This is a genomic window from Clostridium sp. CM028 (assembly GCF_030585565.1).
GTDB lineage: Bacteria > Bacillota > Clostridia > Clostridiales > Clostridiaceae > Clostridium_AD > Clostridium_AD estertheticum_B.
Genome location: NZ_CP077766.1, coordinates 1,455,966 through 1,468,407, shown reverse-complemented (window position 1 = coordinate 1,468,407; position 12,442 = coordinate 1,455,966). Strand labels below are relative to the sequence as shown.

Below are 12,442 nucleotides of genomic sequence, written 5' to 3'. Positions count from 1 at the left end.
ACTTTAACACAGTAATATGACTAGGGATTGTTCAAAACATTAGTACGAATAAGTAGGAATTGTGAAAATAAAATGTGGACAAAATGTTTTGTATACATTTACAAAAGAATGGTTTTCGAGTAAAAAAAATGAAAAACACCATATATTTGTTTGTTAAAAAATTAATTATCATTGACTTTTACTCTAAAAAAAACTATCTTAAGTTGTAGAAATTGAAATTAATATATAATTTAACAGGCGGTGTATAATTTTACATGTGGAATATATAAAAACTTTATCGTAGCCTTACAATAAAATTAATATTGTAGTCAAGGAGAGGAGCTGTAAAGGTGATAAAAGAGGAAGAAGGAATTATAATAGAAATATTTGAGGATAACATGGCGAAAGTCAAGGTAGGTAGGCATAACGAATGTAAAAATTGTGGTGCATGCCCAGGTGATAGTTCATTGGTGATTCAGGCTCAAAATTTTATTGGGGCTAAGGCTGGACAACGAATTGCTTTTGAAACGAAAGAAACAAATATGTTAATGGCAGCTTTTGTTGTATATATAGTGCCTCTTATTGCTATTGTAGTGGGGGTTATCGCTGGACAAGTAATAGCAAAAAAAATTGGTTATTCTGTGCGAGGTTTTCAAATAGGAGGCGGAATACTAACATTTATATTGTCCATACTGAATATAAAAATTTTTGATGAATTTGCTCATAATAATGACGAAATGCAACTTGTTATTACTCGAATTCTATCTTAAAATAGTTTTTTGATTTAAAGATATCTATATAATTCAATATATTTTAAAATATGCTAAAAGAGGGGTGGGAAAGTGATAAAAAGTTTTCGTGGAGGAATACATCCAAATGATAATAAAAATTATACCGCGGATAAGACTATAGAAATAGCACTAATGCCAAGTAAGGTTGTTATTCCTGTGAGGCAGCATATCGGTGCGCCGTGTTCACCTATTGTAGTTAAGGGTGATTTTGTAAAAAAAGGACAGGTTATAGCGAATAACACAGTTTTTGTCTCTAGCCCTGTGCATGCATCAATATCCGGTATTGTTATAGATGTGGCAGAATACCCTCATCCGGTATTTGGAAAGTGTCTTTCTATTGTAATTGAAAATGATGGCTTCGATGAATGGATAGAAGGAATTCCATTTGAAAGAGATTGGGAGAAGTTAAATGATAATGAAATAAAAGATATTATTAAAGAAGCTGGTATCGTTGGAATGGGAGGGGCAACTTTTCCAACTCATGTAAAATTATCGCCACCAAAAGAAAAGAAAATTGATGCTTTTATTTTAAATGCGGCCGAATGTGAACCGTTTTTAACCGCAGATCACAGAATGATGCTAGAGTATTCCCAGCAAATTCTTACTGGTGTAAAAATAGTAATGAAGGTCCTCGGTGTTCAAAAAGCATATGTGGGAATAGAGGATAACAAGCCAGATGCAATTAGTGCTATGCAAAAAGCTTTTGCAGGAACCACAGTAGAAGTTAAGGCAATTCCTACTAAATATCCACAAGGTGCGGAAAAGATGCTTATTAAAGTGTTAGTGGATCGTGAGGTTCCATCCGGTAGTTTGCCAATGGATGTAGGAGTCGTTGTTCAAAATGTAGGAACAGTTATTGCAATATATGATGCTGTGGTAAAAGGAATTCCTTTGATACAAAGAGTAGTAACTGTAAGTGGAAGTGCTGTAAATGAACCTAAAAATCTTTTGCTTAGAATTGGAACAAGTTTTAAAGATGCTATTGAAAATTGTGGTGGATTTGTAGAGGCACCAGCTAAAATTATTATGGGTGGTCCCATGATGGGATTTGCTCAATCAAATTTAAATATTTCTATTGTTAAAGGCGTTTCTGGAATTTTATGTTTAAATAAAAAAGATATTAATAATGGAAAGCAATCTCCTTGTATTCGTTGTGGGAAATGTGTAAGCATTTGTCCTTGTGGACTTAATCCAAGTATGCTAAGTATATTGGGAGAAAAAAACATGTATGAAGAAGCAAAGCTTGAACAAAATCTTTTTGATTGTGCAGAATGTGGAAGTTGTGTTTATGTATGTCCCGCTAAGCGGAATATAGTACAATACATTAGATATTGTAAAATGCAAAATACAGCGGATGCTGCAAAAAAAAAGGAGATGTTAGCTAAATGAATAGTGAAATAAAATTACAAGATAATCTCTTTACCATTTCAACATCTCCACATATACGTTCAGAAGCATCTATTTCTAAAATTATGTGGACTGTGAATTTGGCTTTGTCGCCAGCTGCAATTTTTGGGATTTATCACTTTGGGATTCCTGCTTTAATTATACTTCTTATGGGAAGTCTGTCAGCAGTTGGATTCGAGTGCCTAATGCAAAAAATTAGAAAAAAGAAAATAACTATAACTGACGGAAGTGCATTCCTAACAGGACTATTGCTTGCAATGTGTTTGCCACCGACGATTCCACCTTATATGGCGATAGTTGGTTCATTTATTGCTATTGTAATAGCAAAACATTCTATGGGTGGTCTTGGGTATAATATTTTTAACCCAGCTCATATTGGTAGGGCAGCTCTTATGGTATCATGGCCTATTGCAATGACAACTTGGACAAGAATGAGTACAAGTGTAGATGTAGTAACTACTGCAACGCCTTTAAATATTTTAAAACAACAAGGATATGGAAAACTCATTGATACATTTGGAAGTGCACCTCAAATGTATAAAGCTATGTTCATTGGTGCTCGCAGTGGAAGTATTGGTGAGACATCTACAGTTTTACTAGTGATTGGAGGCATATATTTAATTTATAAAGGATATGTAAATTGGGAAGTTCCTGTATTTATGATTGGAACTGTAGGTATTTTAACTTGGATATTTGGACCGACAGGTTTATTTAGCGGAGATCCGCTATTCCATATTATGGCTGGAGGCCTTGTTATAGGAGCATTCTTTATGGCTACAGATATGGTTACTATTCCTATTACAAAGAAGGGGCAGGTGATCTTTGCTATGGGTGCTGGGGCGCTTACTGTTCTAATTCGGTTAAAGGGTGGATATCCAGAAGGGGTTTGTTATTCCATTTTGTTAATGAATTCAGTTACACCGCTTATAGATCGCGTGATAAAGCCGGTTAAATTTGGAGCAAGGAGGTAGCGAAAAATGTCAGATGACAATAATGTTTTGCATAATAAAGAGTATAGTATTTTTCAAATTGCTATGAATTTAACAGTTGCTTGTTTCATATCAGGCGCAATTATTGCTTCAACCTATTTTTTTACAGCACCAGTTGCAGCAGAAAAAGCGGCTATGATGAAGACTAATGCAATGAAGTCATTGGTGGTGGATGCAGAAAAGTTTGAGCCAGTGAAGGGGAAGAAAGAATGGTTTATTGCAGAAAAGAATGGGAAAGTAATTGCATATATAGTTCCAGCAGAGAGTAAAGGATATGGGGGAGCAATAAAAATGATTGTATCTGTGTCGCCACAAGGTAAAATTATTGAATTTGCTATATTAGAGAGTAATGAAACGCCCGGACTTGGAGAAAATGCAGGTAAAGAACCTTTTAGATGTCAATTTAAAGGTAAAAAAACCAAAGATTTAGAAGTCGTAAAAGATAAATCAAAAGAAAATAATATTCAAGCTATGACTGGGGCTACCATTTCTTCAAAAGCGGTAACGAAAGGTATCAAAGAAGCTGTGGAACAGGTTACACAGTTTGTAGGGGGGAAATAATATGAGAGAGTTATGGAATATATTTAAAAAAGGGATTATTGAAGAAAATCCAATTTTTGTTCTTGCACTTAGTCTTTGTCCTGCTTTAGCGGTAACGAATAACTCGATAAATTCTCTAACTATGGGTTTAGCAGTTATCTTCGTTATTACTGCAAATAATACTATTGTATCTATTAGTAGAAAAGTAGTGAATCCTAAGGTCCGTGTACCGGTGTATATTACATCCATAGCAACCATTGTTACGGTAGTACAGTTGGTATTACAAGCATATGCGCCAGTGCTTTATAAGGCATTAGGAATATATTTAGCATTGATTGTTGTTTTTGCAATTATTTTAGCTAGAGCGGAAGTTTTTGCTTCAAAAAATTCAGTGATTCCATCCTTTTTTGATGGACTAGGAATGGGATGTGGTTTTGCACTTGCACTTTTATCTATCGGGATGATACGTGAACTTTTTGGTACAGGAGCTATATTTGGGATAAAAATTTTTGGTTCTTGGTATAATCCTGCACTTATCATGATTTTACCACCAGGTGCATTTATACTCATTGGCTATATGGTAGCCGGGTTTAAGATGCTGACTGAACATATGGAAAAAAATAAAATTGAGAGAGGCGAAGCATAATGGGTGAGTATCTAACTCTGTTTGTAAGTGTGGTAGTCGTAAATAACTTCGTTTTAACAAGGTTTTTAGGGCTTTGTATTTTTTTTGGGGTTTCTAAGAGCTTAAAAGCCTCTATTGGTATGGGAATGGCTGTAACTTCTGTTATGACTCTGAGTTCCATGCTAGCATGGTTGGTATTCCATTTTATATTGGCTCCATTTCATTTAACATTTTTAACAACGGCGGTGTTTGTGCTTTTAATTGCTAGCTTTGTGCAGCTTTTAGAAATGATTATTAAAAAATATGCACCTACCTTATATAATATGTGGGGAATATATTTATTACTAATTGCTACAAATTGTGTTGTACTTGGCGTACCACTTTTAAATGTAGAATCAAATTTTTCATTTGTAAAAAGTGCAATATCTGCCGTTGGATCTGGTTTGGGGTTTGCCTTGGCAATTATACTTATGGCAAGTTTAAGAGAAAAACTAAGATTAGCAGATGTCCCTAAACCATTAGAGGGGCTCGGCATTGCGTTTATTTTAGCGGGCATGTTAGCATTAGCTTTCATGGGGTTTTCTGGGATTATAGCAGCGTAGAAAGGAGCTGAGAAATTATTATGAGTAATATAAGTATAGCGATTGCAGTTTTAGTTGTAATGACATCAGTTGGGCTAGTGTTTGGTTTAATTTTGGCGGTTGCAAATAAGAAATTTGCCATTGAAGTAAATCCATTGATTCATATTGTTGAAGATATATTACCAAAAGGTCAGTGTGGAGCCTGTGGATATGCTGGTTGTATGGCGTATGCAGAAGCTGTGGTTATAAACCCAGATGTAGCACCAAATCTTTGCATTCCAGGGAAAGCACCTGTTGCAAAAATGGTAGCAAATCTAACTGGTAAAGTGGCAGCAGAAATGGAGCCAAAAGTGGCTTTTGTAAAATGTGCTGGTACAGTAAGTAAAGCTATTAAGGATTATAAGTATCAAGGTGTTCAAGATTGTGTTGCAGCATCAGTGCTACAGGGAGGACCAAAGGGATGTAAATATGGTTGCCTCGGTTTTGGAACATGTGTTAAAAATTGTCCTTTTGATGCAATGACAATGAGCAAAGAAGGCATACCAATTATTAACAATAAAAAGTGTACGGGTTGTGGAAAATGTAAAATAGTTTGTCCTAAAAAAGTTATTGAATTAGTTCCAAATGGAATTAATGTATCTTTGAATTGTAATTCAAACGACAAAGGTGTTGTGACACGTAAACTTTGCAAAGTAGGCTGCATTGGATGTGGAATTTGTGTTAAGAATTGTCCATATGGTGCAATAAAAATTGAGAACAATCTAGCTGTAGTAGATTGTGATGTATGTGTTTCAATATGTAATGAATCTACTTGCTTATATAAATGCCCAACGGGTGCAATTAAAAAGTCTATAGAAAGTATATCGCAGACAAGAATAGCAGCTAAATTATCTGAAAATAAAACTCTCTCTGATTAAAATGGGATGTTTTTTCTGATTTATCAATAAGGACGGATATTAATTTTAATCTTTCATTTTAATAATTTGTGGTTAATATGGGATTATATGTGATACAATAAACATATAAACAAGTTTAAGGAGGCTAGATATGGATAAAATTAAACAACAAGAAATAAGGAATGAGTTTGGTATACCTTGTCCTCTTGAAAATGAGTCAGATGAAAAGTATGCATATAGAATGATAGAAGAAATTTGTACTTTCTTAAAAAAGTATGCTATGCATACCGGAAAAAAAGGTTATGTTTGTCATCTTACAGGTGGAGTAGATAGCTTTGTTACAAGTATGCTTATAAAAAAATCAGGAATATATCTAATCAATCTATCTCTCCCATTTGGGATTAAATCAGACATGGCAGATGTAGAACTTGCAAGAGACATTATAAAGCCAGATGTATTTCAAACCTATGATGTAATGGGTCCCGTAATTGAATCCATTGAGCTTCTTCGTGGGTTACCTCCTTCAAAAGTAGATATAGGGAATACAAATTCTAGAGTGAGAATGACCGTGTTATATAGAGTAGCTGAAGTTTATGATGTTCTAGTTGCTGGCTACACGAATGTAGCCGAGCTAACTCTAGGAATGGTGACGAAACATGGTGACGATGCAGCAGATATACAACCACTTGAGGGAATAACAAAAAGCATAGTTTACGAAATGGCAAAAATATTTAATGCACCTAAATCTATAATTAATAAAATTTCTACAAGTGGTGTATGGGACAATAGATCCAATCAAAAAGAAGTAACAGAACTAAATCATCAGGTTTGTATGTATTTAAGGGGTAAAGACATCTCAGAAGAATACGAGGAGAAAATATTAAAATTATATACAGTTTCTAAACACAAAAGACATTCACCAGTTTCTCCAAAAGACACTTGGTGGCTTGAATAAATTTGTAAAAAAAATAGATGCACCTAATGTATAGGTGTATCTATTTCTTTTATAAGTACATTAGACTCATTATGTATTTCATGTGCATTATTTTACTTTTAGCACAAATACATGAGGTGTAAGCCTACCACTTTCAATTTTTATCTCTTGAAGTAATTCAAGCTTATCATTATCCAGCAGAACTTCCCTAAATAATTGCTTTTCTATTGTATAAACAAATGCCATTCCTCCTGGTCTTATAAAATCAGGGATTTTATTTACAAATGCACTATACAAATCCGCGTACTTATTATGGGTGGTGGACTTATTGTCAAAAGGCATATTTGTTATCATCTCATCAAATTGGCCGTAAGGCACAAATTCTAATATATCTTCAGCTATAAGGTCTATATCCACATTAGCTAATTTGGAATTTATTGTTGCAGCGTTTATAGCTGTTCTAAATATATCAACTCCTGTTAAGGATCCAAATTCTTCTAATTTAGCTCTTTCAATAAGCATTGTTCCAGCGCCACAAAAGGGATCTATAACTTTAGCACTAGGGTCTAGCCATTTTTCTATTGATTTTATTGCAATAGCCGCAGTTACAGGATTTATGGATGTAGCTAAGTCGTTTTTTCTATAGTCAAATCTATTATCCTTTACAGAATACAGTTTGACAAATACACTGCAGAGGTTATTTCTTTCAAGTATTCGAATTTCAACTTCATATGAGGAAGGGCTGTTTCTTAAGTTTCCACAAGAAAGTTCATCTAATTCTCTAGATAGGTTTTTTACAAACTCTGACCTTTCTCTATTAGAATCCATTGTTTTAAATTCAACTCTATACCCAAAAGGATCGTTAGAATCATTATAATGACACTGATTTAAAAAATCTACAAAATTTGCATTTATAATTGCATCAGCTATTGCCTTATAATCAAAGTCTAAATCTTCACACTCAGCTAAAGGATACAAAAGTTCATAAAAGGTCCTGCAGGTGTAAATCTTATCTAAATCCTTCTCGCAGATAAGTATACCGTCATCTACAAGTCTACCATCAATCCATTTATCATCTAGTTCCTTTAAAGTAAGCTGATACTGATAATTCATAACAGTGAGCAGCATAGGTACAGGACTTTCAAATCCTTTAAACTCATGGCGCGCTGTAGGAGACAATTTATCTATGGCTCTTGTTAGTGCAAGCTTTTCCTCATTAATATGCTTATTAGTTGTTACTAGTGAGTCATTTTCTTGACAAGCTTTTTCATTTGTTACTACATCTTCAAACATTCTCTTTAACTTTTCTGCGTCATTTGCACTGCCGCAGTTCCCGATTGCAAGTACGTAGGAGTATCTTACAAATAATTTATCCTCAGCGTTATAGGCATTATATAAAGCTTCTAAATACACAGGGTCTGCGAGTTCTCCAATAACGCCACATACATTCTTTCGTACCTTTGGATCTGAATGAGAAAGAAGAGCGCTAAGTTTTTCTTTTGAATTACCAATAGTTCTTTTGAACATTCCTTTGGGCTTTTCCTTTTTTAAAATATCCCTTAAAACGGAAAGTATTCCTCTTGGATCATCCTCAGTTATTATTTTTGACCATAACATGGGGATTGCATTGTTATAATCTAGGGAAAGTTTATTTATTATCGCAGATCTTTGCTTATCATCTGAAGTTTTTAGATTTTCTATTAAACTTGATATCTTATCAGTATTTTCTATCATTTGTTACACCTCTTATGCTTAAATTTATTAAATTATAATTAATCTATTAAATACAATTATATCATACATTTATTTTTTTAGTGTGATGGGTAATTTTAAATATTTAAATATATTGCAAATTACCAAATTATAGATTAATATAATATAAAATACATACATATACTATTAATGTCAACAATAAAGATTTATTGAATAAAACAAGAATTAAAACACCAAAATGTTAAGGATATATTCCCTTATACTTAGTATAAGGTCTATATAGAAATTATTAATATTTAGGGGGGATTATTTAGTGAAAACAAAAAGGATACTTAGTTTGCTGCTGACATCAACAATGATGTTAACGGTTGCAACAGGCCTAGTGGGATGCAAAAAAGACAAAGCAACAGTTTCAACGAATACTAGTACTAAAAAAGATGATGATCAACATTTAAATCTATTTTTACTTGAACCTTTGACCCTAGATCCAAATGAAGCATCGGATGTAGATTCTTTCACAATAATAAATGAAATGCAAGAAGGCTTAGCAAGAATAAAGGTTGTAGATGGGAAAGACAAAATTGAACCAGCAGGAGCTAAAAGCTGGGAAACATCTAAGGATGGATTAACTTGGACTTTTCACTTAAGAGATTATAAATGGAGCGATGGAGTGCAAGTTACGGCTCAGCAATACGTGGATTCATTCCAAAGATTGTTGAAAAAGGAGAATGCCTTCTCATATGCTTACTATGCCTATGAAATAAAAGGTGCTGAAGATTTCAATAAGGGTACTGGAAAGTCTGAAGATGTTGGGGTAGTGGCAAAAGATGATAAGACATTGGTTATAAATTTAGTTAAACCTACACCATATTTTGAAAAGAAATTTCCATTTGTTAATTTTGGACCAATAAGACTTGATGTTATAAAAAAAGGTGGAGAAAACTGGAAAACAGATATTGCAAAACAGGTTTATTGTGGACCTTATAAAATAAAGGAATGGGTAAAGAATAACAGCATGACCTTTGAAAAGAATCCTACCTATTGGGATGCTGACAACGTATTCGTTAAAACGGCAGAGATGAATGCAATACCAGAATTCTCAACTCAAGCTCAATTATTTGAGAGTTCACAGCTAGATGTTACTGGATGTAGTCAAGAGTATGTTAAGAAGTGGCAAGACGAAGCAAAGGCAGGGAAATTTCAATTTGCAGAAGGGGACAAAGCAAGTACTGGGTATTTAGCCTTCAACAATGATGGTGGACCAAGTGGATTAATGTCAAATAAAAAGATAAGACTTGCAATGTCATTAGCATTTGATAGAGAAGACTATATAAATACACTTTTGAGTAGATATTCTCCAGCCTATGGGTGGATTCCAAAGTCATTACAATCAGGAAAAAATGTATATAGGGATGAAGTTAAGGAACCATTAAAAGATTTAGCAACTGAGTATGTAAACAAGCCTGAAAAACTTCAAGCATTATTTAAAGAAGGACTTAAAGAGCTTGGGGTAAATAAAGATTTAAGCAAGATAAAGATTAAATATATTACTGTGGGAGATTCCTCAGCTGCAAAACAAACTAATGAATGGTGGCAGCAACAATTTAAAACGAATTTAGGAATAGATTTATCTGTAGAAGTATTTGGAACTGCTCCACTTTTAGAGCAAGCTAAAAAAGATAGAAAATGGGATGCTTGCTACGGTGGATGGGGAGCAGATTTTGATGATCCAATAAACTTTTTTGAAGTATTTGCTAGTGAAGGTGACAATAACAAAATTAAATATAATAACCCAGAGTATAATAAAATAATTAAAGATCTTGAAACTGAGATAGACCCTGCAAATAGAGTGAAAAAATATCAAAAACTTGAAGCGATGCTAGTTAAAGATGACGTTGCTTTAGCTCCAATTTTTTATCAAGATACAAGGAGATTTTCACAAAACTATGTTAAAGATTTTATGAGTCCTCATTTTGGAGCTACTTATGAATGGAGATGGGCATACACTTCTGGTAGAAAATAGTAATCATAATAATAATGCACAGGAGCTCATTGCGAGCCCTGCGCGTTATAAAAAAGGAGAGAGTTTCATGATTCATTATACTATTAGAAGATTTGGGGAAATGTTACTCACGCTTTTTATAATAGCAACAGCTACATTTTTTTTATTGCAAGCGGTGCCAGGTGATCCACTAATTTCAAGAGTGGAAAAATTACCAACAAATATAAAAGAACAAGTTTATATAAAATACGGATATGATAAACCGGTTGGTGAAAGATATGTAAAGTGTATTACGGGTATGTTAAGAGGCGACTTTGGTGAATCCATAGTTTATCCTGGACAAACTATGGGAAGTATAATAAAAGACAAGCTACCAGCATCTGCAAGGCTTGGAATACAACAAATGGTACTGGGAATGGTTATTGGAATTATGCTGGGGATTCTTGCAGCTATGAAAAGAGGTACATGGGTTGACTACACCGTAATAACCAGTGCTGTTTTTCTTATTTCTATACCATCCTTTGTATTTGCATTACTACTTCAAAAATGGTTTGCAGGAGATCTTGGGTGGTTTCCAGTAATAGGATGGCCTAAAGGTAAAGATTTGTGGCTGGGTGGATGGGAGTATACAGTTCTACCTACATTAGCAGGATGTTTTGGCTATATTGCACATTATTCAAGACTTTTAAAAACTTCTATGCTTGATGTTATTAATCAAGATTATGTATTAACTGCAAAATCTAAAGGATTATCAACTAAAAGATTAATATCTAAGCATATAATGAGAAACTCAATGATACCAATAGTTACATTTCTTCCTATGACTATTGTAATGTGTATAACGGGATCATTTTTTATTGAAAGAGTATTTTCTATTCCAGGACTGGGGCTGTATTATATAGGGGCAGTTCAAGGACTAGATCTTCCGATAATTATGGGACAAACAATATTAACTACGGCTATGTATATATTGTGTATATTTATGTCCGATATATTGTATACAGTTGTTGATCCAAGAATAAGACTTACAGGTGGTAAAAAATAAAGGGGGGAGTTATCAATGACAAAATTTAAAAAAGAAGAGTTTGAATTAATTGATTGTGAACAGCAAAATGCTGATATGATAACAAGACCCAATATAACATACTGGCAGGATGCTTGGAGAAGACTTAAAAAAAATCCTATTGCAATGATATCGTTAGTGATATTAATAGCATTAATATTAATGGTTATTTTTGGTCCGTATATAAATGGAAAGGATTTCAAGACGGTTAATGGAAGCAAAAAAAATATATCACCCTGTAGTGAATATTGGTTTGGAACTGATGCATTAGGAAGAGATTTATTCGCAAGAATTTGGTATGGTGGTAGAGTATCCATTGCAATAGGGTTGATTGCAACAGGCATACAAATAATTGTTGGGTGCTTATACGGCGGTGTAATGGCTTACTTTGGCGGATGGATAGATGAGGTTATGATGAGAATTATAGAGGTATTAACTAGTATCCCATCATTACTTTTAACAATACTAATAATGGTAGTTTTAGGTAATAGCATTACAACTTTAATTATTGCATTGACCATTACATCATGGTGTGGTACATCAAGAATGATAAGAGGGCAGTTGATGCAACTTAGGGAAAATGAATATATACTTGCAGCTGAGGCATTAGGCGCTTCGCCGGTAAGAGTTATAATAAAACATCTAATTCCAAATACAATAGGAGTATTGATATTAACTATTGCAACTAGCATACCGGGATATATATTTGCAGAAGCAGGACTAAGCTTTTTAGGACTCGGACTTCAGGCTCCAAATACAAGCTGGGGTGTACTTATATCCTATGGACAAAGTGCAATGGCTTTTTATCCATATCAATTATTTTTGCCAACATTTGCAATTTGTTTAACGGTGTTAGTATTTAATTTGTTTGGTGATGGCTTAAGAGATGCACTTGATCCAAAACTTCGTCAATAGTAGGAGG

12 protein-coding genes are annotated in these 12,442 nt (G+C 33.8%); 11 read left to right on the top strand and 1 reads right to left on the bottom strand.

All coding sequences use genetic code 11. The features are described 5' to 3' along the window. Positions 1-329 precede the first annotated feature (329 nt). The 8 genes from KTC94_RS06905 to nadE all read left to right on the top strand — a co-directional run bounded on the left by KTC94_RS06905 (position 330) and on the right by nadE (position 6,763). Positions 330-749 (top strand): SoxR reducing system RseC family protein, encoded by a 420-nt coding sequence (locus KTC94_RS06905; RefSeq protein WP_309137243.1) that lies wholly within the window; start codon positions 330-332, stop codon positions 747-749. A 72-nt stretch (positions 750-821) separates the two neighbouring features. Continuing rightward, a complete protein-coding gene (rsxC, locus tag KTC94_RS06900) occupies positions 822-2,159 on the top strand; it encodes an electron transport complex subunit RsxC (protein WP_220319975.1) in 1,338 nt (445 codons plus the stop codon). Beyond that, positions 2,156-3,148, top strand: coding sequence for an RnfABCDGE type electron transport complex subunit D (locus tag KTC94_RS06895; protein ID WP_220286520.1), 993 nt, complete (start codon positions 2,156-2,158; stop codon positions 3,146-3,148). Before rsxC ends, KTC94_RS06895 begins: the two co-directional genes overlap by 4 nt. Before the next feature lie 6 nt (positions 3,149-3,154). Then, the gene (locus KTC94_RS06890; RefSeq protein WP_220286519.1) at positions 3,155-3,727 is read left to right on the top strand and encodes an RnfABCDGE type electron transport complex subunit G; all 573 of its coding nucleotides are present in this window, start codon (positions 3,155-3,157) and stop codon (positions 3,725-3,727) included. Position 3,728: 1 nt separating this feature from the next. Continuing rightward, a complete protein-coding gene (rsxE, locus tag KTC94_RS06885; RefSeq protein ID WP_165413101.1) occupies positions 3,729-4,352 on the top strand; it encodes an electron transport complex subunit RsxE in 624 nt (207 codons plus the stop codon). Then, complete coding sequence (locus KTC94_RS06880) at positions 4,352-4,933, top strand: electron transport complex protein RnfA (protein ID WP_165413102.1); 582 nt, start codon at positions 4,352-4,354, stop codon at positions 4,931-4,933. The genes rsxE and KTC94_RS06880 overlap by 1 nt, the downstream gene beginning before the upstream one ends. Before the next feature lie 29 nt (positions 4,934-4,962). Continuing rightward, positions 4,963-5,829 (top strand): RnfABCDGE type electron transport complex subunit B, encoded by an 867-nt coding sequence (gene rnfB, locus KTC94_RS06875; protein WP_165413126.1) that lies wholly within the window; start codon positions 4,963-4,965, stop codon positions 5,827-5,829. Between the two features lie 130 nt (positions 5,830-5,959). After that, positions 5,960-6,763, top strand: a complete 804-nt coding sequence (gene nadE, locus KTC94_RS06870) for an NAD(+) synthase (protein ID WP_216303133.1) — start codon at positions 5,960-5,962, stop codon at positions 6,761-6,763. 87 nt (positions 6,764-6,850) lie between these two features. On the opposite strand, the gene KTC94_RS06865 is transcribed toward nadE, so the two are convergent. Then, positions 6,851-8,476: a methyltransferase domain-containing protein gene (locus KTC94_RS06865; RefSeq protein ID WP_220319976.1), complete on the bottom strand. Its 1,626-nt coding sequence runs from the start codon at positions 8,474-8,476 to the stop codon at positions 6,851-6,853. A 292-nt stretch (positions 8,477-8,768) separates the two neighbouring features. Between KTC94_RS06865 and KTC94_RS06860 the strand changes: the two genes are divergently transcribed. The 3 genes from KTC94_RS06860 to KTC94_RS06850 are packed head-to-tail and all read left to right on the top strand — an operon-like array spanning position 8,769 to position 12,435. Continuing rightward, positions 8,769-10,478, top strand: coding sequence for a peptide ABC transporter substrate-binding protein (locus KTC94_RS06860; protein ID WP_220319977.1), 1,710 nt, complete (start codon positions 8,769-8,771; stop codon positions 10,476-10,478). Beyond that, positions 10,441-11,502, top strand: coding sequence for an ABC transporter permease (locus KTC94_RS06855; protein ID WP_309550865.1), 1,062 nt, complete (start codon positions 10,441-10,443; stop codon positions 11,500-11,502). Before KTC94_RS06860 ends, KTC94_RS06855 begins: the two co-directional genes overlap by 38 nt. 15 nt (positions 11,503-11,517) lie before the next feature. Beyond that, positions 11,518-12,435: an ABC transporter permease gene (locus KTC94_RS06850; protein WP_220319978.1), complete on the top strand. Its 918-nt coding sequence runs from the start codon at positions 11,518-11,520 to the stop codon at positions 12,433-12,435. Positions 12,436-12,442 lie beyond the last annotated feature (7 nt).